Annotated in this window: 25 protein-coding genes, 1 tRNA gene and 1 pseudogene; 16 read left to right on the plus strand and 11 right to left on the minus strand. The window is 59.2% G+C overall.

Features of this window, described 5'->3' with window-relative positions; all coding sequences use genetic code 11:
• The first annotated feature begins 1 nt into the window (after window position 1).
• The 5 genes from KBP52_RS02090 (at window position 2) to KBP52_RS02110 (ending at window position 3,399) form a co-directional block, all read left to right on the plus strand.
• The gene (locus tag KBP52_RS02090; protein ID WP_212621914.1) at window positions 2-847 is read left to right on the plus strand and encodes a phage tail protein; all 846 of its coding nucleotides are present in this window, start codon (window positions 2-4) and stop codon (window positions 845-847) included.
• Window positions 822-1,028 carry a tail protein X gene (locus tag KBP52_RS02095; RefSeq protein WP_034156567.1) on the plus strand — a complete coding sequence of 69 codons (207 nt, stop codon included), beginning with the start codon at window positions 822-824 and terminating at the stop codon, window positions 1,026-1,028. The genes KBP52_RS02090 and KBP52_RS02095 overlap by 26 nt, the downstream gene beginning before the upstream one ends.
• Before the next feature lie 97 nt (window positions 1,029-1,125).
• Entirely contained in the window at window positions 1,126-2,175 is a 1,050-nt protein-coding gene (locus KBP52_RS02100) for a contractile injection system protein, VgrG/Pvc8 family (RefSeq protein WP_212621915.1), read from the plus strand.
• 49 nt (window positions 2,176-2,224) lie between these two features.
• On the plus strand, window positions 2,225-2,884 hold the full coding sequence (locus KBP52_RS02105; RefSeq protein WP_212623085.1) for a glycoside hydrolase family 19 protein: 660 nt from the start codon (window positions 2,225-2,227) through the stop codon (window positions 2,882-2,884).
• Window positions 2,866-3,399 (plus strand): lysis system i-spanin subunit Rz, encoded by a 534-nt coding sequence (locus tag KBP52_RS02110; RefSeq protein ID WP_212621916.1) that lies wholly within the window; start codon window positions 2,866-2,868, stop codon window positions 3,397-3,399. Before KBP52_RS02105 ends, KBP52_RS02110 begins: the two co-directional genes overlap by 19 nt.
• A gap of 20 nt (window positions 3,400-3,419) precedes the next feature.
• Here the strand turns inward: KBP52_RS02110 and KBP52_RS02115 are convergent, their stop codons facing one another.
• The 5 genes from KBP52_RS02115 to KBP52_RS02135 form a co-directional block, all read right to left on the minus strand.
• Window positions 3,420-4,076, minus strand: a complete 657-nt coding sequence (locus KBP52_RS02115; protein ID WP_212621917.1) for a hypothetical protein — start codon at window positions 4,074-4,076, stop codon at window positions 3,420-3,422.
• Window positions 4,077-4,289: 213 nt separating this feature from the next.
• On the minus strand, window positions 4,290-4,640 hold the full coding sequence (locus KBP52_RS02120; protein ID WP_212621918.1) for a hypothetical protein: 351 nt from the start codon (window positions 4,638-4,640) through the stop codon (window positions 4,290-4,292).
• A gap of 89 nt (window positions 4,641-4,729) precedes the next feature.
• A complete protein-coding gene (locus KBP52_RS02125; protein WP_212621919.1) occupies window positions 4,730-5,275 on the minus strand; it encodes a DUF4145 domain-containing protein in 546 nt (181 codons plus the stop codon).
• A 260-nt stretch (window positions 5,276-5,535) separates the two neighbouring features.
• Window positions 5,536-5,745, minus strand: coding sequence for a hypothetical protein (locus KBP52_RS02130; protein WP_212621920.1), 210 nt, complete (start codon window positions 5,743-5,745; stop codon window positions 5,536-5,538).
• A 208-nt stretch (window positions 5,746-5,953) separates the two neighbouring features.
• Window positions 5,954-6,041, minus strand: a tRNA-Ser gene (locus KBP52_RS02135).
• A 122-nt stretch (window positions 6,042-6,163) separates the two neighbouring features.
• Between KBP52_RS02135 and KBP52_RS02140 the strand changes: the two genes are divergently transcribed.
• A complete protein-coding gene (locus tag KBP52_RS02140; RefSeq protein WP_008081508.1) occupies window positions 6,164-6,835 on the plus strand; it encodes a Bax inhibitor-1/YccA family protein in 672 nt (223 codons plus the stop codon).
• Window positions 6,836-6,922: 87 nt separating this feature from the next.
• Here KBP52_RS02140 and KBP52_RS02145 read toward each other — a convergent pair whose 3' ends face one another.
• The gene (locus KBP52_RS02145) at window positions 6,923-7,243 is read right to left on the minus strand and encodes a YceK/YidQ family lipoprotein (protein ID WP_212621921.1); all 321 of its coding nucleotides are present in this window, start codon (window positions 7,241-7,243) and stop codon (window positions 6,923-6,925) included.
• 57 nt (window positions 7,244-7,300) lie between these two features.
• Window positions 7,301-7,738: an Lrp/AsnC family transcriptional regulator gene (locus tag KBP52_RS02150; protein ID WP_116032466.1), complete on the minus strand. Its 438-nt coding sequence runs from the start codon at window positions 7,736-7,738 to the stop codon at window positions 7,301-7,303.
• A 138-nt stretch (window positions 7,739-7,876) separates the two neighbouring features.
• Here KBP52_RS02150 and KBP52_RS02155 point away from each other — a divergent pair, with 138 nt between their 5' ends.
• Window positions 7,877-8,770, plus strand: coding sequence for a DMT family transporter (locus KBP52_RS02155; protein WP_212621922.1), 894 nt, complete (start codon window positions 7,877-7,879; stop codon window positions 8,768-8,770).
• Window positions 8,771-8,773: 3 nt separating this feature from the next.
• Here the strand turns inward: KBP52_RS02155 and KBP52_RS02160 are convergent, their stop codons facing one another.
• The 4 genes from KBP52_RS02160 to KBP52_RS02175 all read right to left on the minus strand — a co-directional run bounded on the left by KBP52_RS02160 (window position 8,774) and on the right by KBP52_RS02175 (window position 12,947).
• The gene (locus KBP52_RS02160; RefSeq protein WP_212621923.1) at window positions 8,774-9,814 is read right to left on the minus strand and encodes an FUSC family protein; all 1,041 of its coding nucleotides are present in this window, start codon (window positions 9,812-9,814) and stop codon (window positions 8,774-8,776) included.
• A 61-nt stretch (window positions 9,815-9,875) separates the two neighbouring features.
• A complete protein-coding gene (locus tag KBP52_RS02165; RefSeq protein ID WP_212621924.1) occupies window positions 9,876-10,835 on the minus strand; it encodes an HlyD family secretion protein in 960 nt (319 codons plus the stop codon).
• Window positions 10,836-10,840: 5 nt separating this feature from the next.
• Window positions 10,841-11,191 carry a DUF3302 domain-containing protein gene (locus tag KBP52_RS02170; protein ID WP_077572666.1) on the minus strand — a complete coding sequence of 117 codons (351 nt, stop codon included), beginning with the start codon at window positions 11,189-11,191 and terminating at the stop codon, window positions 10,841-10,843.
• Window positions 11,192-11,321: 130 nt separating this feature from the next.
• Window positions 11,322-12,947, minus strand: coding sequence for an NADP-dependent glyceraldehyde-3-phosphate dehydrogenase (locus tag KBP52_RS02175; RefSeq protein WP_212621925.1), 1,626 nt, complete (start codon window positions 12,945-12,947; stop codon window positions 11,322-11,324).
• A gap of 300 nt (window positions 12,948-13,247) precedes the next feature.
• Here KBP52_RS02175 and KBP52_RS02180 point away from each other — a divergent pair, with 300 nt between their 5' ends.
• The 9 genes and pseudogenes from KBP52_RS02180 to KBP52_RS02220 all read left to right on the plus strand — a co-directional run bounded on the left by KBP52_RS02180 (window position 13,248) and on the right by KBP52_RS02220 (window position 23,511).
• On the plus strand, window positions 13,248-13,604 hold the full coding sequence (locus tag KBP52_RS02180) for a c-type cytochrome (protein WP_212621926.1): 357 nt from the start codon (window positions 13,248-13,250) through the stop codon (window positions 13,602-13,604).
• 76 nt (window positions 13,605-13,680) lie between these two features.
• The gene (locus KBP52_RS02185) at window positions 13,681-15,009 is read left to right on the plus strand and encodes a D-arabinono-1,4-lactone oxidase (protein WP_212623086.1); all 1,329 of its coding nucleotides are present in this window, start codon (window positions 13,681-13,683) and stop codon (window positions 15,007-15,009) included.
• A gap of 74 nt (window positions 15,010-15,083) precedes the next feature.
• Window positions 15,084-16,292 carry a DSD1 family PLP-dependent enzyme gene (locus KBP52_RS02190; RefSeq protein WP_212623087.1) on the plus strand — a complete coding sequence of 403 codons (1,209 nt, stop codon included), beginning with the start codon at window positions 15,084-15,086 and terminating at the stop codon, window positions 16,290-16,292.
• A gap of 543 nt (window positions 16,293-16,835) precedes the next feature.
• Window positions 16,836-17,165: pseudogene (locus KBP52_RS30645) on the plus strand (transposase); the annotation flags it as partial.
• 56 nt (window positions 17,166-17,221) lie between these two features.
• On the plus strand, window positions 17,222-18,820 hold the full coding sequence (locus KBP52_RS02200) for a ShlB/FhaC/HecB family hemolysin secretion/activation protein (RefSeq protein WP_212621927.1): 1,599 nt from the start codon (window positions 17,222-17,224) through the stop codon (window positions 18,818-18,820).
• 12 nt (window positions 18,821-18,832) lie between these two features.
• Window positions 18,833-20,629, plus strand: coding sequence for a MotA/TolQ/ExbB proton channel family protein (locus KBP52_RS02205; RefSeq protein ID WP_212621928.1), 1,797 nt, complete (start codon window positions 18,833-18,835; stop codon window positions 20,627-20,629).
• An 11-nt stretch (window positions 20,630-20,640) separates the two neighbouring features.
• Window positions 20,641-21,066: a biopolymer transporter ExbD gene (locus tag KBP52_RS02210; protein WP_007915482.1), complete on the plus strand. Its 426-nt coding sequence runs from the start codon at window positions 20,641-20,643 to the stop codon at window positions 21,064-21,066.
• Between the two features lie 3 nt (window positions 21,067-21,069).
• Entirely contained in the window at window positions 21,070-21,774 is a 705-nt protein-coding gene (locus KBP52_RS02215) for an energy transducer TonB (RefSeq protein WP_123593369.1), read from the plus strand.
• A gap of 39 nt (window positions 21,775-21,813) precedes the next feature.
• Window positions 21,814-23,511, plus strand: a complete 1,698-nt coding sequence (locus tag KBP52_RS02220; protein ID WP_123593368.1) for a putative porin — start codon at window positions 21,814-21,816, stop codon at window positions 23,509-23,511.
• The last annotated feature ends 6 nt before the right edge of the window (window positions 23,512-23,517 follow it).

The raw sequence follows: 23,517 nt of genomic DNA on the forward strand, positions 1-23,517 counted from the left end.
CATGGCTTACATGGAGCAAATGCAATCGAGCCTGAAGTATCTGGTGGATGCAGCGGAAACCGGGCGGCGTAGCGCGGATGGCATGCTGTCCCCGGTCAATGGCGCGATCCGCGAACTGACCGGCGCCGCGTCCGAGCTGGAAAACATCCCGTTTGTTGGTCCGGCCATCGGCGCCAAACTTCAGCGAGTGATGCGCGGTGTCGACGCGGCTCAGGCCAAGGTCGGTCAGGTGGTGGCGGTGTACGGCCGCGCTACCCGGGCGGCGGCTGAAGTGCAGGATCGGCTGGGTACGTTGAAGGAACAGGCGGGCAAGGCGGCCACGGCGATCAACAACGTCGCCGGAAAGGTCAGTCCGTCGCTGGCCAACATCGTGCCCACCAGTTCCTTTGCCGTGGAGGCCACGCCGGCGCCGGAGGCGGTGAAGCCGTTCCCGCATCTGATGATCATTCAGCCGCGCGATCCGAAGATTGAGCCGTATTACTTCAACCTGGACACGGCCGCTTTCGACGAGCTGAGCCGTTCGACCGAATTCCGCTGGGCTTCGCAGGAGCGGCTGACGCGCCGCCCGGCGAAGCAGGCCATCGGTATGGGCGATGAAAAGTTGACGCTCAAGGGCACGATCTATCCGGGCTTCAAAGGCGGTTTAAAGCAGCTCGACACGCTGCGTTCCATCGGGGCCAGGCTGCAACCGCTGACCCTGACCACGGGCTATGGCGAGGTGATCGGGACGTGGTGCCTGAAAAACATCAACGAGGAACAGTCCGCGCTGCTGCACGGCGGGATTGCTCGCAAACAGGGCTTCACTCTGGAGTTTGAGCGCTATGGCGACGACATGCAGGACGTCTGACGGCGACATGCTCGATGTCATTTGCAACAACGTTTACGGCCATCTCAATGGCAGCGTCGAGGCCGTGCTCGATGCCAATCAGGGGCTGGCCGATGAGCCTCAGCCGTTCCGGTTGGGCGTGATCATCGTCCTGCCGGATCTGCCCAGCCCGACCAATGAAGGCGTTAGCTTGTGGGATTGACCCGGGGCGATACCTTCGCCGGCGCCGCGTCGCGTCACGCGTAACACGCCTTGTTTTTCTGGCCCGCCTTGTGCGGGTTTTTTATTGGGGAAAATCCATGACTCCGATGTTTCGCATTGTCGCCGATGGGGCCGACATCACGGCGAAGATCAACGATCGGCTGTTGTTGCTGCGCACCTCTGACAAGCCGGGCATGGAGTCCGACGAGTTTGAGCTGCGTATCGACGACCGTGATGGGCAAGTGCAATTGCCACGGCGGGGCAGCTCAATCGAGATCTACCTGGGCTATGCCGAAACGACCTTGACGCGTATGGGCAGTTACACCGTCGACACGGTCGAGGTGTCAGGCCCGCCGGACACGATCGTGATCAAGGGCAAGGCCAGCGACGTGCGTGGCAGTGGCAAAACCATCCGTAGCGGAAGCTGGGAAGGCGTGCCGTTGTCGAAGATCGTGGCTGACGTCGCCGCGCGCAATGGTTGGACGCCGGTGTGTCCGGTGTCGACCAAGGTCGCCCGTGTCGACCAGCTCAACGAATCCGACTTTAATTTCATCACCCGTCTGGCCAAGCAGTACGACTGCACAGCCAAGGTCGCCGACGGCAAGCTGTTGGTGATGCCGCGCCAAGGTGGCCAGACAGCCAGCGGGAAGACGTTCGGCGCTATCACGCTGACCCGACGCGACCTCAGTCGCTGGCAATTCAGTCTCGGCGATCGCAATTCACACAAGGCGGTGGCCACCAAGCATCAGGATAAAAAGAACGGCAAGCTCGCGGTCGTCACCATCGACAACGATGACGCGCCGGATGGCCTGCCGGCAGTGCATACCGACCGCCATATCTACCCAGATAAAGGCGCTGCTGAAGCGGCGGCAAAGGCACGTCTGTCGGCGTTCAACCGCTCGACCGCCGATGTGCGGCTTGAAATGCCCGGCCGGACGGACATCTTCGCCGAGCGGCCGATTCTCGCCCAGGGTTTCAAGGTCGGGCTTGATGGCGAATACCTGGCGGATTCGGTCGAGCAGGTGTTCACCCAGTCCGGCTGGTCCACCACGGTCGAATGCAATGCCGGCAAAGCCGGTAAATCCAAGGGCAAGAAAAAGAAAGGGCCAAAACCACCCCTCAAGGTGGTGAACATCGAGAAGCAATAGCCGCATCCCATCGCCGCCTGAGTGCGGTTTTTTTATGTCTGGAGTTTGTATGGCCATCACTGAGCAGCAGTTGCTGCAAATCCTCCCCAACGCCCGCCCCGTCGCGGGCGTTTTTGTGTCCGTGCTAGAGGCGGCCATGGCGCGGTTCCGCATCACCTCGCCAGCGCGCCAAGCGGCGTTTATCGCGCAGTGCGGGCACGAGTCGCAGCACCTGTCCAAGTTGTCGGAAAGCCTCTACTACAAGGACGCCGAGCGGGTCGCGCGGCTGTTCAAGTACGGTTTCGACCTGAACCGCAACGGCCGGGTGGATCCGGCCGAGATCGAGGACGCGCGGGGTTACCTGCGCAACTCGGAAAAGATGGCCAACCGCGTCTATGCCGTTCGCATGGGTAACGGCCCCGAGGCCTCGGGCGATGGCTACCGCTATCGCGGGCGCGGCCTGATCCAGATCACCGGCCGCGACAACTACCGCCTGTGCGGCAAGGCGCTCGGCTTGCCGTTGCTCGATCGGCCCGAGCTGCTGGAGCAGCCGGAATATGCCGCGCTGTCGGCGGCCTGGTACTGGTGGGATCGAGGCCTTAACGATCTGGCCGACGCGGGGTTGTTCGACGGCATCACCCGGAAAATCAACGTGGCCAGCGCCGGTCTGGCCGATCGCCGCGATCTGTGGGCCAAGGCCAAGGCGGTGTTATGTCAATCCTCGATCTGATTCCGGCGCCGTTGCGTCCGTGGGCGATTGCCCTGGTACTGCTGTCGATCGCCGGCGCCGGCGCTACCGGCAGTTGGGTGATTCAGGATTGGCGTTACGGTAACGCGCTGGCTGAGCAGGCGCGCCAGTCCGCCGACGTGGCCAAGGTAGCTGCCGAGGCGATGGTGGGCGCGCTGGTGATCGAGCAGGACAAGCGCCTGGCTCTGGAAGGGCGCTTGAAAGTCAACGATGAAAGCCACTACAGGAAACTTTCCGATGCGCAAAAAGCTCAGCAACACTTGTCTGATCGCCTTGCCACTGCTGATCTCCGGCTGTCAGTCCTCATCGACGCGGATTCAGCCAGTGGCTGTGACGTGTCAAAAGCCACCGGCACCGGCGGCGTGGATCATGCAGCCGTACGAGCCCGACTTGACCCGGCGCATGCTCAACGAATTGTCGCCATTACCGATGAAGGCGACCGTGGAATGATCGCGTTGCAGGCGTGCCAGGCATATGTGCGAGAGATCAGGCGATGATCAGATGTAAAGCCGGAATTTCACTTTTCACAGGATATTTGAGCGGACTCAGTAAATTTAATTGTGGTCGATAGTGCGAAAGAGAGGGACTCATATGCAACTGCCATTAAAATCGCCATCAGAAATGCGCCAGCTGTTCCCATGGCCCATTGAGATATCGCCTTTGCCTCTTGGTACTTTTTTTCACCATCTCTAGCGCGATTCCATTCATGCTTAAGTAACTCTCTTGATGTTGAAGTTAAGTTTTGTATGGCTTTGTAAGCTTCGTCAAATTTTCCGACCTCGAAGTTCTTATGGGTTAGCTCAATTAGCATGAGAAATTTCTCATTTCTTTCGAAGTCTTCTCTTTCTTTCTCTTTGTCGTTGATTCTAAGTACGATACTTGTTTTTGCTTTGAGTAGAGTCGTATAAAGATCGCTATGGTCGAGCTTGCAGAGCAGACTGCTGGACGGTGGCTTACTGGTTTTTAAGCTATCTCTAGTTATATGCTCAATCAATGAGTCTATACACGAAATATATAAAGATATTTCTTCCCTAAGCCCGTTGATCCAGTTCTGCCTAAACTCTGAGACTTTTGATTCCTTTGTCGAAATGAATCCCGCATAGGCGATTGCTCCTGCAATCAGCGCTGCCGAAACGACACCTAAGGGTACAAAAATACTTTCTGGGAATGCCATTACCTGCGCCTCTGATTAGACCGATGGCGAAGATTATTCAGGTCGCGGCCGGCAGTCTACTGGGCGCTAATTGATGGCGTGGTTTTATTCCACTTTTCGTACCATTCCTGCGTTTTCGAGGGGGTTTTAGGGGGCTGAATACCCCCTGAAGCCCTTTAAAACCCCCAGACCAAAAACGCCAGCTACTACATCCTCGGAGCCGACGTCTGGGGTTTACTGTCGTGGTCCATGCGAAACCCTAGGCTTCAAGTCTAAGGAAAGGTGCTCGCTGCTGCTCCGGAACATCGCGGCTAATGCTTCGAGCCATTCAGCGACTTCGTCCGCAGCAGCTGGTCGACTGCTAGGCACATAAGACATGACATGGTTCTCAAGCAACTCCTGTACATCTAGCTCTCCACCTGCAGCATGCAGGAGATTTGTCAAAGGCGAATCATCCGGAACGCCATGCTCGATTGCTGCGTCAACAAGATCCAGCGTGTAGAGTTGAATGAAAGGGCGCGATCCTGCTTCTGCGTCATCTGGACTCGGAACCTCAAATGTCGCCTTGATCTTTCCTGAAAGCATATTTACTCCGTTTTTTAAGTTGTGATGCTGGCTAAAGCAACTAACAAGGCCAAGTTTGGCAGTTTTTGCCCACCCCACAAAAGTCACGGTTAAGCGGAGGGAACCTTGCTGGGGAATTCATAAATAAATTTCATCAGCATTTCTGCAAACGCTAGGAGTTCGTGTGCGTCATCCTGGGTCATAAGTGCAATCTCGTGCGTAGCTTCATTTCCTTTTTTTCTGATGTGGTCGACCCATCCACGCCCATTCGGCGGTATATAGCCTGCATCCGCAAGAAAGTTCACGTAACTGATGAACGCCTCTCCCTCGGCCGCCCCCTGAGAAACCCCTATGTTCATGAGCAATTTCCGACACAGAAGTACAGAGCCGGTAAATGCACCAGCAGCCGCGCATTGTCTAGCCTCGTCATAAAGAGATTCTAGGTCTTGGGGGAGGTGAGCAACGTTGTTGCCAGGCAAAATTCCGGGGAGCTGAGGCTTTCCATTTCCCCAGTACGTCGGATTTGAGCAATGGCTGCAAACATAGATGTGTTGATTCTCTGACGAGTAATAGCCTCTTGAACTCGCTACCGTGTTGTTGCAGAAACCGCACTTAAATTGCTTTGAAACGATCCCCGCTATGTTTACCCAAGACATGTTCAGCCTCCTTGTGATGGCAGTTGATGCTATCCCATCTTGAGGATATCTAGGTCTAGATTTTGTAGGACGCTTTTGCAGACGGATTCTGCTCAAAACCTACGCCGGACGCCGGACGTTTCCGCTCGCACGAGCACAAAAATCGGTTGTTTTTGCCATGAAAGAAAATGGCTTTTATCGTTTAAAACAACAGATTAGGTTTCTTCAGTCCCCAGCATGGGGGGGCTAGGGGCGAGTGCGACGGTCTTGACAGACTTCAGTCATTCGGGAGCCATAAGTACCGCGAGCGTCATCTTGATGAATTCTTCGTTCTTGTCGATTGCCCAAAGTGCACCGCGAACGTTCTCGGCGACATCGGCCGATCCGCGCTGCTCAACCCAGTTGGACAGCTCCATGATGGCGGCCTCGAGGGCGAGCTGGTTTTCGTTGATCTTGAATAGCAGGGAAGGGAGCAGGTCAGAATTTGGCATTGGGCGTTCCTCCGTGAAAGAGCCCAGCGTAGCACCTGGTTACATGAAGGGTGTTTTAGGCTTGGCAGGACGCCGGAGAAGTGAGAACAAGCAGAAAGTTTTGTAACGCGGACCAAAAAGTTTTGTAACGCTTCAGCTAGCACGGCGGAAATCTCTAACCCCAGAAACGACAAAGCCCTGAATAATCAGGGCTTTGTCGTACATAAGATGGCGGAGGCGATGGGATTCGAACTCATGGACCTGTTACAGTCGACGGTTTTCAAGACCGTTGCCTTAAACCACTCGGCCACACCTCCGTTGCGTTGCGGGCGCCATAATACCTGAATGAAACACACTGTCAAACTCTCTGCATGGCTTGTTACAGAGCGTCTGTTATGATCTTTGCGACTGAACGTTTCAAACCAACAGGAGTGTCGCCATGCGCGAACAGGATTACGCAGTTAATAACAGCGTGCAGGCTGAGCAGCTAGAGGTTAGCCGCGTCCTGCGCAACACTTACGGCCTACTGGCTCTGACCCTCGCATTCAGCGGCGTCATGGCTTTCGTCGCACAGCAGATGCGTGTTGGCTACCCGAATATTTTCGTGGTGCTGATCGGCTTCTACGGGCTGTTCTTCCTCACCAACAAACTCCGTGATTCCGCGTGGGGCCTGGTGTCCGCTTTTGCGCTGACCGGTTTCATGGGTTTCCTGCTCGGCCCGATCCTCAACCGTTACCTGGGCATGCAGGGCGGCGCTGAAGTGGTCAGCTCGGCGTTCGCGATGACCGCGCTGGTGTTCGGTGGTCTGTCAGCCTACGTGCTGATCACCCGCAAGGACATGAGCTTCCTCGGTGGTTTCATCACCGCTGGTTTCTTCGTGTTGCTGGGTGCAACGCTGGCGAGCTTCTTCTTCCAGATCAGCGGCCTGCAACTGGCGATCAGCGCAGGTTTCGTGCTGTTCTCGTCGGTGTGCATCCTGTTCCAGACCAGCGCCATCATCCACGGCGGCGAGCGCAACTACATCATGGCGACCATCAGCCTGTATGTATCGATCTACAACCTGTTCATCAGCTTGTTGCAGATCTTCGGCATCATGAGCCGCGACGACTGATTACTGGCTGTGAAATAACAAAAAACCCGCTACGGCGGGTTTTTTGTTGTCTGCAGGAATGCGGTTCTGGCTCGTGCCCGGGACTATTCAGTTGATCACGATGCTGCCGTCAGTCTGTTGTTTGTAAATGGTGTAGGGCAACAACAAGGTGTCGAGCACCCCGGACGCCACAGCATCAATCGCCCAGCCGGGCAGGGCGGCGTTGTACTTGTTACCTTCGTCTATCGGCGCATGCAGGCTACAAAAGTCATACATCACACCGCTGTAGATCCTCGGCACCGCCCCGCAATAGGATTTGTTCGATCTCAAATCGTCCACGGCGACCTGGTCGTCGCGCATGACCGTTTGCACTGTCCCGCAACCACTCAACACTAATGCCATCAGCATCATTGCCGCCTGAACTTTCATACCGCCAATCCTTCGCCGGAAAAACCTCAATCTACGCTGAACGTGCAGCAAATGCACTTAGGCCATCGGCGGCAAACGACGCTTCACCGGCGTCTTCTTGACGATTGCAGTGTTGGTTTCGGCCAAGGTATTGAGTCGGTCGAGCAGGGTGTCCAGTTGTTCCATCGAGCGCACGTGCAGGCGAGCGATAAAGCAGTCCTCGCCGGTGACCTTGTCGCACTCGGTGAATTCGGGAATTGCCTGAATCTGCCGTTCGACTTCCTGCAACTGCCCTGGCAGTGGCCGCACCCGCACGATTGCCTGCAACTGATAACCGAAGCACTTCGGATCTATCTCGACGGTGTAGCCCTTGAGCACACCGCGCTCCTCCAGTCGGCGTAAACGCTCGGCCACGCTCGGTGAAGACAATCCGCTGATCTGCGCCAGTGCTTTGAGTGAACGCCGAGAATCTTCCATGAGGGCGCTGATAAGAATCTGGTCGATATCGTCGGTCATGGCGTAACTCCAGAATTAGGTGATTTCAAATAATCACCCTTGATAAAAAAGGCAGATCAGCAGTTTAGCCTGCCTTTTGCTCTGGAGTGACAGGATGTTCGCTTGGCATACTTTTCACACAAACTCTGGAGATAGATGATGGACAACACAATCCGTCGCGGCTCATTTGAAATGACCGCCGCCATGCTGATATCCGGGACGATTGGCTGGTTCGTGCTGGTCTCCGGGCAACCGGTGCTGGACGTGGTGTTCTGGCGCTGCGTTTTCGGTGCCGGCACCTTGTTGTTGATCTGTGCCGCTTTCGGCTTTCTGCGCCCGGGTATCCTGACCCGCACCACGTTCCTGCTCGCGGTGTTGAGCGGGGTGGCGATTGTCGGTAACTGGGTGCTGTTGTTTGCCTCCTATTCCCGCGCATCGATCGCCATCGGCACAGCGGTGTACAACGTGCAGCCGTTCATGCTGGTCGGTTTGGCAGCGCTGTTTCTGGGCGAAAAAATCACTCTGCAAAAGCTGTTCTGGCTGGCGATTTCGTTTATGGGGATGTTGGCGATCGTCAGCGCCCATGGCACTCAGGGTGAGAGCGGCAACGACTATCTGATGGGCATTGCATTGGCCTTGGGTGCGGCGTTTCTCTATGCCATTGCCGCACTGATCATCAAGCGCCTGACCGGCACGCCGCCGCATCTTATTGCGCTGATTCAGGTCTGCACCGGGATTTTGCTGCTGGCGCCGTTCGCGCATTTCAGTGCGCTGCCGCAAGCACCGAGTGCCTGGGCCAGTCTGGTCACCTTGGGCATCGTTCACACCGGTTTGATGTATGTGCTGCTGTACGGCGCGATCCAGAAGTTGCCGACCGCATTGACCGGCGCGCTGTCATTCATCTACCCGATTGCGGCGATCTTCGTCGACTGGTTCGCGTTCGGCCATCGCCTGGAAACCCTGCAATGGCTCGGCGTGGCGGCAATCCTGCTGGCCGCCGCCGGTATGCAACAGGGCTGGGGCCTGAAGCGCCGGCGGCTGGCTGCGCAGTAACCCTCAGATGTTCCAGTGCGTTGCGGTTTTCGCCAAGCGCTGGCGCATCTCGCCGATGTTCGCCGCCAGTTGCCGGGTCAACAGTCGGTAGCCATCCAGCGGGCTGTAAACCGGCGCATCGAGGTTGGCTTCCGGCAACTCGATCGGCTTGTCCAGGCGTTGCGAAGCGCCGGTTTTCAACGCTCGGGCCATGCCGATCAGTTGCACGCGAATCTGCCGGTGCTCGGCCTTCAGCGCTGATTGCAAATGCGCCATGGCTTCTGGATCGTTGGCATCCGGTCGCGTGTTGCCAAGGATCTCCAATGTGCTGATGCACATGCGCAGGTTGCGCTGAATCGCATCGAGTTCGGTCATGGAAATCTTCACTTCCTTGGACACCGACGGCATCAGCGAGCGCAATTGCACCATCACCGCGCCGAGTCGTCCCATCAACTTCAAATGCTCGTCGGCGCTGACCGGTTGGCCGCTGATGATGCGTCCATACACCGTGGCGCAATCACGCAGGGCATCGGCGAGGTTGTAGCGCCACGAATACACCGCGTAGAGCGGCAGGGCGAAAGAGAAGGCCAGAGCGAGGGCGATACCGATGAGGATGTCGACCCCGCGCCACAAACCGTCGGTGATCGGATTGTCGCCATGCCCGGCGACGATGAACACGGTAATCGCCGAAAGCAGGGCGGTGTAGCCACCCTTGCCGATGGCGTGATAGGAGAAGAAACCGCAGACCACCGCCATCGCAAAATACGTCAACCACGGCATGCCAAGCCATGCCTGCTGCGCCACCAGCAGCAATCCGACGCCGGCACCGATCAAGGTACCGGTGGCGCGTTCGGCAGCTTTTTTGCCGATGTTGCCGTGGTGCTGCAAACCACCGATCACCACCAGCATGGTCACCGAGGCCCATTCGCCGTGAGGCAAGTTGATGCCGGTGGTCAGCAGGATCGTCGCCAGCAAGCCGAGGGCCACGCGCACCGCATGAATCAGCCGCGCGTGCCGGTAACGTCGATAAGGATCAAGCAACGGACGCAGGACACGGCGCAGCAAGGGCGGAAGTCGATGGGTGCTGTAAGTACTCAGTGCGGGCCTCTCGTGATTGGGCTTCAGGTCAATGGAAAGGGAAAATGTAATTCATCCATGCTGCCATACGCAGGAGGATTTTGCGCATCGTGCCAATGTGGTGGAAGTGTTGGCTGTACAACGCCGCCTGTCCGTAGGCACCACCCGGCATCAATTTGCTGTACTGGGCGAAGTCCGGATCGGTGATCTCAATGATCACCGGCACGCGCCCGGCTGGTGGCGAACCGGTATAGCCGATCAGTGTGCCGGAAGGCTGCACCTGGCCTTCGGCAATCACCCCGATGACATTCTTCACCCGACCGGCGAACACCTTGCCAGGAATGCCATCGAACGCGACTTCCGCCTCGTCGCCGACAGTCAAACGCAGCAGGCTGTTCTGGCGCATCCACGCGGCAAAGTATTGGCCTTCCTCGGGAATGAACACCATCGACGGGCGCAATGGCAACTTGCTCGCCATCATCCCCGGTCGCAAGGACACGTGAGTGACGAAACCTTTGCTCGGCGCGCGGACGGTGGTGTTGTCCAGCTCGAACTGGGCGTTGTCGAGTTGCGCTTGCAGGTCGTCGGTGCGGGCGATGGCGGCATCCAGTTCACGCTGGGTGCCGAAGTTGCGCCGGATCAGTTCGGTGATGCGATAGCGATCACCCTTGGCGGCGACCAGTTGTGCTTTTAGCGATTTCAAGCGGTTTTCAAAAGGCGTGGGGTCGATGCGAAACAGCACATCGCCTTTTTCCAGCGGCTCGTTACCCTTCACCGGCACGTCGATCACCTGGCCGCTGACGATTGGAATCACCGGCACAGACACGAAGTAAGTGCGCGCCACCTCGGAGTAGGGATGGTTGTAGTTCATGGTGAAAATCAAGGCGCCGATCAGCAGGATGCCGCCCAGTACGGCGGTGGGTACCGTCCATTTGTTCAGCGGGATACGGAAGATCTTGAATACTGCGACGCAGAACGCGGCGTAAGTCAGGATAAGCAGCAGGTCCATGGCGTTCAGCCCTCCCTGTTGTGGGGGGCGGGGGCGCTCAGTGCTTCGAGTCGTTCGATGCGACCTTGCAGTTCGACCACCTGTTGCTCCAGGTGAACCACATGGTTTTGCACAGATTTGCCGTCACCGAACCCCCAGCCGCGATCTTCTCGATAGGCCATCGCCCAGATCCACAGGAAAGGCCAGAGCGCATGCAATGTGAACAGACTGACCCAGCCAGTGGCATGGATCGCATCCTGATGCGGGTGTTTACGATGAACAGCAATCTCATAGGGAATGTCGTGCAACACGATGATCCCGTAAAACAGTACAAGCCCGGCAAACACCAAAATCCCTAGCGCAAAGTAATCCAGCATGGTCAAGCTCCCGGCATCCAGCACAGTGCTGGCATCAGTGTAGACACTGATTTGCCGGGCGCTTGACGACTTTGGATCAGAAGCGGATGCCGTCGCCTTTTTGTTTGGTCACGATCCCGCTGACAGTCGATCAGAAGATGTAATCGGTGGTCAGGAAGCTCGAATCACGCCCGCGAATGATTTCGCTGATCAGGTCCTTGTTGCTGTCCTGGAACTTGGTCGCCACCAGCGTACGGATCGAGAACACCCGCAACGCATCGTGCACCGAGAGCGTACCTTCCGCCGAATTCTTGCGGCCGTTGAACGGGTAAGTATCCGGGCCGCGCTGGCATTGCGCGTTGAGGTTGATCCGCCCGACCTGGTTGGCAAAGGTGTCAACCAGACGGCCGACCGCCACCGGGTTGGTGCCGAAGATGCTCAATTGCTGGCCGAAATCCGACTCCAGTACATAGTCGATCACGGTATCGAGATGACGGTACGGCACGATCGGCACCACCGGGCCGAACTGCTCCTCCTGATAGACGCGCATTTGCGGGTTCACCGGGTACAGCACCGCCGGGTAGAAGAACGATTCGCGGGATTCGCCACCATTGGGATTGACCACTTCGGCACCCTTGGCGCGCGCATCCGCCACCAGACCATGCAGGTAATCGACCTTGCCTGATTCCGGCAGCGGCGTCAGCGAAACACCGCTGTCCCACGGCATGCCCGGCTTCAGCGTGGCCAGTTTGGCGTTGAATTTCTCGATGAAGCTGTCGACCACGTCTTCATGCACGAAGAGGATTTTCAGTGCGGTGCAGCGCTGACCATTGAACGAAAGTGAACCGGTCACGGCCTCGCTGACCGCGTTGTCGAGATCGACTTCCGGCAAAACGATGCCCGGGTTTTTCGCATCCAGGCCCAGTGCGGCGCGCAAACGGTGAGGTTTCGGGTGCAGTTTCTTCAGGTCGCTGGCGGCCTTGTTGGTGCCGATGAAGGCGAAAATGTCGATCTTGCCGCTGGCCATCAGCGCGCTGACGGTTTCCCGGCCGCTGCCGTAGATCACGTTGATCACGCCGGTGGGGAAGCTGTCGCGGAACGCTTCGAGCAACGGACGGATCAGCAACACACCGAGCTTGGCCGGTTTGAACACCACGGTGTTACCCATGATCAGCGCCGGAATCAGCGTGGTGAAGGTCTCGTTCAGCGGGTAGTTGTAAGGTCCCATGCACAGCGCTACGCCGAGCGGCACGCGGCGGATCTGGCCGAGGGTGTCCTGCTCCAGCTCGAAACGGCTGGAGCGGCGGTCGAGTTCCTTGAGCGCGTTGATGGTGTCGACGATGTAGTCGCAGGTGCGGTCGAACTCTTTTTCCGAGTCCTTGAGGTTCTTGCCGATTTCCCACATCAGCAGCTTCACCACCGCGTCGCGCTGTTGGCGCATGCGGCCGAGGAAGGCTTCGACGTGCTGAATGCGTTCGGCCACGCGCATAGTCGGCCACAGGCCCTGGCCACGGTCGTAGGCGCGGACGGCGGCGTCGAGGGCGGTGAGGGCGGTGTCGGCGTCGAGCAGCGGCGTGCTGCCGAGGATCACTTGTTCGTCGCCGTTGTCACCTTTCAGATAGACCGGGCTGCGCACGGTGGCGAGCGGGCCGTCCCAGCGGCGCAACTGGCCGTCGACCAGGTATTCGCGCTGCTCGACCTGAGCGTCGAGGCGGTATTTTTCCGGGATGTCGCTGACAGAAGGGAACAGGTTGCCAAGGATGTTTGTTGTGGTCATGTCGCTACCCCGTGATTGGAAATCGTATGCAGGTTGAAAACAGAAACCTGTGGGAGCGAGCCTGCTCGCGAAAGCGGTTCATCAGTCAAACTTCGGAGACTGACACGGCGCTTTCGCGAGCAGGCTCGCTCCCACATTGAAAGAAGGGTATGTCTTGGAATTGTGTTTCAAGCCTAGACCTCTTTAGCCCCGCTTGTGAACCCCAACTGGCCCCGTTTGCCCCCCTCGCTGTCCCGCAATGCCCTCAACCTGCTGCAAACCCTGCCTTAAGGTGTGAGCACAACAATAAGCGAGGCCGTTATGCGGGCAATCCGACTCACTCTACTGCTGGCGTTGGCCATGGCGCTGCATGGCTGCGGCGAAGACCCCAAACCCCCTGCCACCACCGATCATAACGCCATGCCCAAAGACTCGGCACTGGCGCAGATCTACGCCAACAGCTGCCAGCTCTGCCACGCCAACCCGGCCGCCAACGCACCACTGACCGGTGACCGCAAAGCCTGGGAACCGCGCATCCGGCAGGGCGCCGACACGCTGCTCGACCACGCCATCAACGGCTACAACGGCATGCCGCCGATGGGCCAGTGCGTCGAGTGCAGCGAAGAACAATTCCTGCAACTGATCGGCTTCATGGCCGACCAGCCGCTCCCAGAATAAGGTGCCCGGCATGACCATGGATCTGACACGGCGTCAGTTGTTGCAACGGGCAAGTATCGTTGGCGCGTTCAGCGCGTTGGCGAGCCACCCGGCACTGGGCCAATTGATGCGTGCGCCGCGTTTGATTCCGTGGCGCAACTGGTCGGGCGGGCAGAGTTGCCTGCCGGCGGCGCGACTGGCGCCGAAGAATCTTGATGAGCTGGTGGCCGCTATCCAGCAGGCGCAAGGCAAGATCCGCCCGGTCGGTTCGGCGCATTCCTTCAGCGCGCTGGTGCCCACCGATGGCACGCTGTTGTCGCTGAGCTATTTCAATGGTCTGCTCGACCACGATGCGAAAACCCTGCAAGCCGAATTCGCTGCCGGCACACCGATGTCACGCATGGGCCAGCCGCTGAAAGACATCGGCCAGGCCCTGCAGAACATGGCCGACATCGACTACCAGACCCTCGCCGGAGCCATTTCGACCTCCACCCACGGCACCGGCAAAAACTTCCAGTCCTACTCGGCACACGTCTGCGGCCTGCAACTGGTGACGGCCAATGGCGAAGTACTCGATTGCGACAGCCAACGCCATCCCGAAGTGTTCAACGCCGCACGCGTCTCCCTCGGTGCGCTCGGCGTAGCCACCAAAATCCGCCTGCAAAACCGTCCGGCATACCGCTTGCGAGAGCGCCAATGGATCGCCAAGACCGAAGAGCTGCTGGAAGACCTCGAAAAGAACACCCGCGAAAACCAGCACTGGGAAATGCTCGTCGTCACCCATTCCGACTACGCCTTGTCCATCGCCCTCAACGAAACCGATGACCCGGCCACACCACCGATTCCGCCCGAAGAGGAGGGTGGCAACGAGTTCGTCACCCTGATCGAGAAGATCGACAAATACGGTAGCGACTTCCCTGACCTGCGCCGCACGCTGCTAAATAGCCTGCGTCATCTGGCGAGCTTCGATGACCGCGTCGGCGACTCTTTCGACATCTACGCCAACGTGCGCACGGTGCGCTTCAACGAAATGGAATATTCGGTCCCGGCGGAACACGGCCCAGCGTGCCTGCGCGAGATTCTCAAGCTGATTCAGGACAAGGATCTGCGCACCTGGTTTCCCATCGAGTACCGCTACGTCAAGGCTGACGATATCCCGCTGAGCATGTTCGAGGGCCGCGACAGCTGTTCGATCTCGGTGCACCAGCATTATCAGATGGATCATCACAACTTCTTCGCAGCGGTCGAGCCGATTTTCTGGAAGTACAACGGCCGGCCGCATTGGGGCAAGTTGCACACGTTGAATGCGCGAACCCTGCAACCGCTGTATCCGCGCTGGCGCGAATTTGTCGACGTGCGCCAGGCGCTGGATCCGAGCGGGCGGTTTCTCAATGCGCATTTGTCGTCGATTTTGGGGGTGAGCTGATGGCGGTCAATCGACGTAACTTTCTTCTCGGTACGTTGGGTGTCGGCGCTCTCTTGGTCGGTGTTGGCGCGTGGTTGCGCCCGGGGGATCACGGCGCGCCGTACAGCGACTATTTCCGTGCACTGAACAAAGAATTGAAGGACCACGGACCAATGCGCCCGGTGCTGCTCATCGACCTGGATCGGCTCGATCACAACATCGATGTGGTGATGCAATCGGTCAAACGCGGTGGCAAGCAATTGCGTTTGGTGGAGAAGTCGCTGCCATCGCCGGGACTGTTGAGCTACATCGCGCAACGTGCCGGGACGCAAAAATTGATGTCGTTCCATCAGCCGTTTCTCAATCACGATGCGCAGGTGTTTCCGCACTCGGATATTTTGCTCGGCAAACCATTGCCAGTACGCTCGGCAGAGCTGTTTTATAAATCCCACAAAGGCCCGTTTGATCCCGCGAAGCAACTGCAATGGCTGCTCGACGGTCCCGAACGTTTGCAGCAATACCTGGCCTTGGCGCAGGGTTTGGGCACGCGCATGCGCATCAACATCGAACTGGACGTCGGCCTGCATCGCGGCGGCGTCAGTGATGTGAATGTCCTTGGGCAGATGCTCACGCTGATCAGCGCCAACCCCCAACATCTGGAATTCGCCGGATTCATGGGTTACGACCCGTTCGTGGGCATGGGCGTGCCGGGGATTCTCGGTTCACCGGAAGAACTGTTCGCCAAGGTCATGGTGATTTATCAGAACTGCGTCGATTTCACCCGGCAGCAGTTCCCGGGGTTGTGGCACGACGGGTTGTGCCTGAACACCGCCGGCAGTCCGAGTTATCGCATTCACGAAAACGAAAAGCTCAGCACTGAAGTTTCGGTGGGCACGGCGATGCTCAAACCGACGCACTATGATTTGCCATCGCTGGCCGAGCATGTGCCCGCGACTTACATCGCTACGCCGGTATTGAAGAGCACCGGCGCGGTGAACATCCCGGCGCTGGATGACAAGTCGAAGTTGTTCTCGTGGTGGGATCAGAATCAACGTCAGACCTTCTTCATCTATGGCGGTAACTGGATGGCCGAGTTCGAATCGCCGAAGGGTTTACAGAGCAACAGCGTCTACGGACGCAGCTCCAATCAAGAGATGGTCAATGGCTCCAACGCCGTGGGGCTGACGGTGGAAGATCAGGTTTTCCTGCGCCCGGCCCAGACTGAAGCCGTGCTTCTGCAATTCGGCGATCTGCTGGCCGTGCGTAATGGCAAAATCGTCGACACCTGGCCCGTCTACACCTGACCCCAAATCACCACAAATCCCCTGTAGGAGTGAGCCTGCTCGCGATAGCGCCCTGTCAGTTGATATTTATTTGGCTGACACACCGCTATCGCGAGCAGGCTCACTCCTACATTGGATGTGTGTACACCCATACGCCGTAATGAAGCTTTTATGACAAAAGTTCGGTAGCACATCGCCAGTCCGGTCATGCCTATGTAACGCGCTTGAGGGGCCCAACGGGGCGCTTTTCACAAGCCGAGGCGGGACGCCGGGAGTGAGGCAATGGGGACTATGGAACGCTACTCGAAAGTGGGCATGCAGGAACTCGATCAACGCCTGTCGAAGATCGTCGAAGCCGCGCGCAAGAAGCCGGTTTCGGTGTATCGCTACGGCGCGCCGTGGGTCTGGATCGTCTCGCAGGATGACTGGCAGGGCGCCTTGAAAGAGGTTTCCAGCTACATTCCGCCGGGCCATTCGCTGGTGTTGCTGCGCCCGCAGATCGACGATTTGCTCGACGCCCACCGCGAGCTCCTGCACGACCTCAATGCCGAACCCGGCATGCTGATCCCCGCGCAAACCGTGATGCACATCCTGCTTCTGCAACTGCTGTATTCGGTGCCCAGCGAGCAGCAGCTTTACGAACAGCTCAATTACAACCTGCTGTTCCGCTGGTTCGTCGGTCTCGGCCTGAACCAGAAGGTCTGGAGCTTCAACGCCCTCAGTCGCGACATCGCCACGTTGCTCAACGAGCCCCGTGCGGTGCTGCTCATTCAAAAAATCATTGGCGAAGTGTTCTGCGGCGCGTTGCTGCAAATGCCCGAGTTCTCGCTGAACTTCGCGCTTTTGCACACGTGGCTGGGCAAACACGCCTGCGCCTCGACAGCCAGCAATTGACGCCATACACGCGGCGTTCGAAACGCCAACAGGTCATCGCGAATTCAGGGGGTAGTGTGGAACCGATTTTCAAGTCACGGCTGGCGCTGTGGGGCTGGCTGCTGGTGACGGCGGGCGCGCAGCCGGCGTTGGCCGAAGAGGCTGCGCAAAACGCAGCAGCGCAGCGTCTGGTCGACGTCAACGAATACTTCGTGCGCGGCAACACCGTGCTCGATGCGCGGGCGATCGAAGAGGCGGTGTACCCGTTTCTCGGTCCGCAAAAAGCCCTCACGGATATCGAAGGTGCTCGGGACGCGTTGCAAAAGGCCTATCAGCAACGTGGCTATCAGTCAGTGTTCGTCGAGCTGCCGGAGCAAGCGGTGGCCGACGGCATCGTCTACCTGAAAGTCAGCGAAACCAAGGTCGGCCGGGTGCGTGTGGTCGGCGCCAAACACTATTCGCCGCTGGACATCCGCGACGACGTTCCGGCGCTGAAAGAAGGCGAGGTGCCGGACTTTGCCAAGGTCCAGGGCGAACTGGCACAGCTGAACAAAACCCCGGGCCGACAGGTGATGCCGCTGGTGCGCGAAGGTCAGCGCCCCGGCACCATGGACGTCGATTTGCAGGTCGAAGATCAAAACCCGTGGACCGCCAGCGTCGGCCTCAACAACGACTACAGCGCCGACACCGAAAAGCTGCGCGCCGTCACCAGCCTCGGCTACAACAACCTTTGGCAACTCGGCCACAGCGTCAACCTGACGTTCTTTACCGCACCGCAAGAGACCGACAACGCCAAAGTCTGGTCGGGTTCGTACACCGCGCCGCTGACCGAGCGCTGGAGCGTGCAGTTCTCCGGTTACCAGTCCGACAGCAACGTCGCCACCATCGGTGGCAGCAACGTACTCGGCAAGGGCCATTCCTATGGTGTCTCGGCGATTTACACGTTGCCATCGAGCGGCAACTGGTCGAACTCGCTGTCCGCCGGCATCGACTTCAAGGACTTCGACGAACGCCTGACCCTGTCTGGCGAGAGCGACAAAGTCCCGTTGCAATACGCGCCGTTTACCTTCGCCTACAACGGCTATCGCTACACCGAGAAGAGCCAGCTCGGCCTCGGCCTGAGCCTGGTCGCCGCCACTCGCAGCATTTTCGGTTACGGCAGTTCCGACGAAGACTTCGACTACAAACGCTACCGCGCCAAACCGAGCTTCGCCGTACTCAAGGGCGATACGAATTACACCTGGACCTTCGACAGCGACTGGCAGAGCGCAAGCAAAGCCGCATTCCAACTCGCCTCGGGGCCACTGGTTTCCAACGAACAATTCTCCGCCGGCGGCGCGACCTCGGTGCGCGGCTATCTGGCCGCCGAACGCACTGGTGATGACGGCGTGCTGCTCAGCCAGGAACTGCGCACGCCATCGCTGGCCAAGTACGCCGGCACGTGGATGCAGGACTGGCGCTTCTATGCCTTTGCCGAAGGCGCGCAACTGTATCTGCGCGACGAACTGCCGGATCAGGACGCCAATTACGCCCTGGCCAGCGTCGGCCTCGGCACCCGCGCCAGCCTGAGCAAATGGCTGTCCGGCAGCCTCGACTGGGGCTACCCACTACTCGAAGGGCCGAACACCTCGAAGCAGGAATCGCGCCTGCACTTCAACCTTCAAGCCACTTTTTAAAGGAGCACGTTCATGCAGCGCCTCTTCCTTTCGTTGTTGATCTGCCTGGGCTTCGTGCTCCCGGCCACGGCTCAGGCCTGGTGGCAGGACGACTGGCATTACCGCAAACAGATCGCCGTCGACACCACGCCGCAAGGTGCGGCGATCAACCAGGCCCTCGGTCGCACCGCGTTGCTGGTGCGCCTGCACACCGGCAACTTCACCTTCGACGGCGTGAAGGAGGACGGCTCGGACCTGCGCTTCGTCGCCGCCGATGACAAGACTGTTCTCAATCATCAAATCGAAAGCTTTGACGCACTGATGGGCATGGCGCTGATCTGGGTCGATGTGCCGAATGTCGAGGGCGGTCAGCGCCAGGACATCTGGATGTACTACGGCAATCAGAAAGCCCCGGCGACCGGCAACGGCCAGCTGACTTTCGATCCGAATTACACCGCGCTTTATCACTTCGACGGTGCCACCGGCACCCCGGCCAAAGACACCACGGCCTACGGTAATACCGCACAAAGCGCGACTGGCGCGGCGATTGACGGCGTCGTCGGGCGCGCCTTGCAGTTCAGCGGCCAGCCGCTGTTGCTGCCGGCCAGTCCATCGCTGCAACACAACGCCGGCAGTGCGTTCACCTTCAGTGCCTGGCTGCGTCTGGATCAGGCCAATGGCGAACAACTGATTCTCGCCCGTCGCGAAGGCGCCAACAGTCTGCTGGTCGGTGCCAATCAAGGCGTACCGTTTGTAGAAATCGATGGCCAACGCGCTGTCGCCACGCAAGCGCTGAATCCGGGCCAATGGCAGCACGTCGCGCTCACCGCTGAAGGCGCCAAAGTCACCCTGTTCATCAACGGTCGCGAAGCCGCCACACTTGCCCAGGCGATGCCGGCATTCAACTCGGTCATGGCCATCGGCGCTGACGTGCACGAAGGCCCGTTCCAGCCGTTCGTGGGCGCTATCGATGAATTGCGCTTGTCGAAAGTTTCACGCCCGGCGCCGCTGTTGCTGGCCGACGCGACCTCGCAAGGCGCCGAGTCGAAACTGGTCGCTTACGGTGTCGACGAAGAACAGTCCGGTTTCGGTTTCGGCAGCCTCGGCTTCCTGCTCAACGCCGTGCCAATCGACGCCTGGGTGATCATCGCCGTGCTGGTGCTGATGATGTTCCAGTCGTGGATCATCATGCTGCGCAAGAACCGCAGCCTCAGTCGCGTGTCTGCCGCCAACGAAGACTTCCGCGTGCAGTTCGCCAAAGTCGGCACACGTCTGGAGATGTTCGCCGACGACGCCCAACTCGCGCAGCGTTTGCAGCATTCGTCGCTGTGGCGTCTGTACTTGGTGGCGGTGAAAGAGATCCGCACCCGCCGCGAGCAGGGCGCCGATACCTCCTCGGTTTCCGCCGCGACCATCGAAGCCATTCGCTGCTCCATGGACGGCGTGCGTACCCGCGAAAACCAGCAACTGAGTTCGAAACTCTCGACCCTGTCCAACGCCATCGCCGGCGGCCCGTACATCGGCCTGCTCGGCACGGTGCTGGGGATCATGGTGGTGTTCCTCGGCACCGCAATGGCCGGCGACGTCAACATCAACGCCATCGCTCCGGGTATGGCTGCCGCGTTGCTCGCGACCGCGATGGGCCTGTTCGTCGCGATCCCGGCGCTGTTTGGCTACAACCGCCTGATCACCCGCAACAAGGAAGTCAGCGCCGACATGCGCGTGTTCGTCGACGAGTTCATCACCCGTCTGGCGGAGATGCACGGCGAGAGCCAGTTCAGTGAGTCGGCGCATCGCGGCCATCACGCCAACCACTCCGTACCGGCCTGAGGAGCACTGACATGGCGTCCGTAAATGCCTCCCACGACGATGACGAAGATGCCGCGGTAGACAGCATCAACATCACCCCGCTGGTCGACGTGCTGATGGTGGTGCTGGTGATGTTCATCCTCACCGCCACCGCGCAGGTCTCCGGGATCCAGATCAACCTGCCCAAGGCCAGCGCCTCGGTGTCGCTGTCCGAGGCCAAGACCAAGGCGATTTCGGTCAACGACGGCGGCCAGGTGTTCCTCGACGCCTATCCGGTGACATTGGCTGAGCTGGAAGAACGCCTGCGCATCGAGAAAGCGCAGAGCCCGGATTTCCCGGTGATCGTGCGCGGCGACGCGACGGTGCAGTACCAGAAAGTCATCGAAGTGCTGGATCTGTTGCGCCGGCTCGAACTGTCCCAGGTCGGTCTCGTCACCGGCAAACCGAGTCAGGGCTGAGTCATGACCGCACAACTCCCGATCGAGCCGCTGCCGGTGAAAAATCCAGCGCTGCGTTATGCGAAGTGGGGCGCCGGATTGCTCATCGGCGTGCTCGCTGCTTGGTTTCTCTGGCAGTGGGCCAATGACATGAGCGGCATCCGCCGCGAAGCGCCGAAGGTGCCGACGATCATTCCGTTGCCGCCACCGCCACCTCCGCCGCCGGAAAAACCGCCGGAACCGGAAACCCCGGTCGAAGAAAAAGTCGTCGAGCCGGAGCCAACCCCGGAGCCGGAAGAGGTCAAGCCCGAGGAAGAAACGCCGCCATCGCCGGCGGACGATCTGGCCAACCCGATGCAAATGGACGGCGATGCGCAGTCCGGCAACGACGCTTTCAACATCGGCGCGGGTAAGGGCGGCGGCATGGCCGGTGCCGGCGGCGGGCGTCTGGGCACGGGGACATACAGCCAGTTTCTGGCGTTCACCTTCCAGCGTTTGCTGCGCGAGAACCCCGAGTTGCGCAACCTCGCGTTTTCGCTGCAGGCCGATGTCTGGCTGAGCAGCGTCGGCGAGATCACCCGCGTCGAGCTGATCAAGTCCAGCGGCAATCCCGAAATTGATACCCAGGTGCTGGCGGCGCTGCGTGGTGCTCCGGCCCTCAGCGAACGGCCACCGGCCTCCATCACTTTGCCTGTGCGCCTGTCCCTGCAAGGGCGGCGTCCGGGTTAATTCATTTATTTACGCTTTGCCAAAAGGAGTTGTGTGCAGATGATTTCCAACGTGAATCGATTGTCCCTGGCGGTCGGCATGGTCATTGCGACCTTGGTCGGTCAGGCCGTGGCAGCGCCTGCGCCCTCGGAGAACGCCACGATCAATCTGATCCGCTTGCTGGTCGAGCAGGGCATTCTGAAACAGGACAAGGCTGACGCACTGATCGCTCAGGCGCAGAACGAAGCCGCCCAGGCCAAACAAGCAGCGGCGTCCACCGCCGTGGCGGCCGGGCCAGTGGCGGCGCCGGGCGATGTCCGCGTGCAATACGTGCCGGCAGCGGTGCGCGACCAGATCCGCGATCAGGTCAAAGCCGAAGTCATGGCCACCGCCAAACAGGAAAACTGGGCCGCGCCCAACAGCTTCCCGGAATGGGCGGCGCGCATCAGTTTCGACGGCGACATTCGTCTGCGCGACGAGTCGCGCTACTACTCGGACAGCAACAGCAACGAGATCGTCGACTTCGCCAAGCTCAACAACAACGGCCCGTACGACGTAAACCCCAACAGCAGCACCAATCTGCCGCCGCTGCTCAACACCCGCGAAGACCGCACCAACCAATTTCGCATCCGCGCACGGTTGGGCATGAAAGCCGAGATCTCGCCGCAATGGACCGCCGGCATTCGCATCGGCACCGGTTCGGACAACAACCCGGTGTCGACCACGCAGAACCTCGGCGGCGGTTTCGCCAAGAAGGACATCTGGCTCGATCAGGGCTACCTGAACTGGAAGCCTACGGATGAATTGACCCTGACCGGCGGGCGCTTCGCCAACCCGTTCATGTCCACCGACATGCTCTATTCCAACGATCTGAATTTCGACGGCGTGGCAGCGATTTTCGACCACAAGCTCAACCGCGATTGGGGTGTGTTCGGCACCGTCGGTGCGTTCCCGGTGGATTACACCAACGACACCGCCAGCAGCAACGGCTTCGACAAGGAAGAGAGCGACAACAAGTGGCTGTACGGTGCACAGATCGGCGCCAAATGGGCGATCAACAGCAACAACCGCTTGAAAGGTGCGCTGGCTTACTACCGTTTCGACGACATTCAGGGCCAGCGCTCCAGCCCTTGTGAGCCATGGGCCGGCGCACCGGGCTGCGACAGCGACGGCAGCCGCGCGGCGTTCATGCAGAAGGGCAACAGCGTGTTCCTGCTGCGCGACATCACGCCGAACCCGCTCAACCCGACCACCACGCCGCAGCCGCAGTTCGTTGGCCTTGCTTCGGAATTCAATCTGCTGGACTTGAACGTGGTGTGGGATGCCGACCTGCCGGAAGACTTCAAGCTGCGCAGCCAAGGCAACTACATTCACAACCTCGCCTACGACGAAGGCGACATGCGCAAGCGTTCGGCCGGGCAGATCGTCAACAACCTCGACAGCAACGGCGACATCGAAAGCGGCGCCAATGCGTGGATGGTGCAATTCACCCTCGGCAGCGCGCTGGACCTGAAAAAGCAGGGCGACTGGAACATGTTCGCTGGCTACAAGTACATCCAGCCGGATGCCTTGCCTGATGGCTTCAACGACTCGTCGTTCCACCTCGGCGGCACCAACGCCAAGGGTTATTTCATTGGCGGCAACTACGGTCTGGCGAAAAACGTTTACGCCACTGGTCGCTGGATGAGCACCGAAGCGGTGTACGGCGCGCCGTTCGACATCGACGTCTTGCAGCTTGAGATCAACACGCGCTTCTAAGGCGCC

It is taken from the genome of Pseudomonas sp. SCA2728.1_7, from assembly GCF_018138145.1.
In the GTDB taxonomy this organism is placed as follows: domain Bacteria; phylum Pseudomonadota; class Gammaproteobacteria; order Pseudomonadales; family Pseudomonadaceae; genus Aquipseudomonas; species Aquipseudomonas koreensis_A.

What these genes read in the sequence shown, in the direction of transcription:
- KBP52_RS02115 (WP_212621917.1), bottom strand. Translation starts at nt 4,076, where the DNA reads ATGGCATTCCCAGAAAGTATTTTTGTACCCTTAGGTGTCGTTTCGGCA.
- KBP52_RS02125 (WP_212621919.1), bottom strand. Translation starts at nt 5,275, where the DNA reads ATGTCTTGGGTAAACATAGCGGGGATCGTTTCAAAGCAATTTAAGTGC.
- KBP52_RS02150 (WP_116032466.1), bottom strand. Translation starts at nt 7,738, where the DNA reads ATGACCGACGATATCGACCAGATTCTTATCAGCGCCCTCATGGAAGAT.
- KBP52_RS02100 (WP_212621915.1), top strand. Translation starts at nt 1,126, where the DNA reads ATGACTCCGATGTTTCGCATTGTCGCCGATGGGGCCGACATCACGGCG.
- KBP52_RS02170 (WP_077572666.1), bottom strand. Translation starts at nt 11,191, where the DNA reads ATGCTGGATTACTTTGCGCTAGGGATTTTGGTGTTTGCCGGGCTTGTA.
- KBP52_RS02145 (WP_212621921.1), bottom strand. Translation starts at nt 7,243, where the DNA reads ATGAAAGTTCAGGCGGCAATGATGCTGATGGCATTAGTGTTGAGTGGT.
- KBP52_RS02165 (WP_212621924.1), bottom strand. Translation starts at nt 10,835, where the DNA reads ATGGACCTGCTGCTTATCCTGACTTACGCCGCGTTCTGCGTCGCAGTA.
- KBP52_RS02175 (WP_212621925.1), bottom strand. Translation starts at nt 12,947, where the DNA reads ATGACCACAACAAACATCCTTGGCAACCTGTTCCCTTCTGTCAGCGAC.
- KBP52_RS02205 (WP_212621928.1), top strand. Translation starts at nt 18,833, where the DNA reads ATGCAGCGCCTCTTCCTTTCGTTGTTGATCTGCCTGGGCTTCGTGCTC.
- KBP52_RS02105 (WP_212623085.1), top strand. Translation starts at nt 2,225, where the DNA reads ATGGCCATCACTGAGCAGCAGTTGCTGCAAATCCTCCCCAACGCCCGC.
- KBP52_RS02120 (WP_212621918.1), bottom strand. Translation starts at nt 4,640, where the DNA reads ATGCTTTCAGGAAAGATCAAGGCGACATTTGAGGTTCCGAGTCCAGAT.
- KBP52_RS02095 (WP_034156567.1), top strand. Translation starts at nt 822, where the DNA reads ATGGCGACGACATGCAGGACGTCTGACGGCGACATGCTCGATGTCATT.
- KBP52_RS02110 (WP_212621916.1), top strand. Translation starts at nt 2,866, where the DNA reads ATGTCAATCCTCGATCTGATTCCGGCGCCGTTGCGTCCGTGGGCGATT.
- KBP52_RS02090 (WP_212621914.1), top strand. Translation starts at nt 2, where the DNA reads ATGGCTTACATGGAGCAAATGCAATCGAGCCTGAAGTATCTGGTGGAT.
- KBP52_RS02155 (WP_212621922.1), top strand. Translation starts at nt 7,877, where the DNA reads ATGGACAACACAATCCGTCGCGGCTCATTTGAAATGACCGCCGCCATG.
- KBP52_RS02210 (WP_007915482.1), top strand. Translation starts at nt 20,641, where the DNA reads ATGGCGTCCGTAAATGCCTCCCACGACGATGACGAAGATGCCGCGGTA.
- KBP52_RS02220 (WP_123593368.1), top strand. Translation starts at nt 21,814, where the DNA reads ATGATTTCCAACGTGAATCGATTGTCCCTGGCGGTCGGCATGGTCATT.
- KBP52_RS02130 (WP_212621920.1), bottom strand. Translation starts at nt 5,745, where the DNA reads ATGCCAAATTCTGACCTGCTCCCTTCCCTGCTATTCAAGATCAACGAA.
- KBP52_RS02215 (WP_123593369.1), top strand. Translation starts at nt 21,070, where the DNA reads ATGACCGCACAACTCCCGATCGAGCCGCTGCCGGTGAAAAATCCAGCG.
- KBP52_RS02140 (WP_008081508.1), top strand. Translation starts at nt 6,164, where the DNA reads ATGCGCGAACAGGATTACGCAGTTAATAACAGCGTGCAGGCTGAGCAG.
- KBP52_RS02180 (WP_212621926.1), top strand. Translation starts at nt 13,248, where the DNA reads ATGCGGGCAATCCGACTCACTCTACTGCTGGCGTTGGCCATGGCGCTG.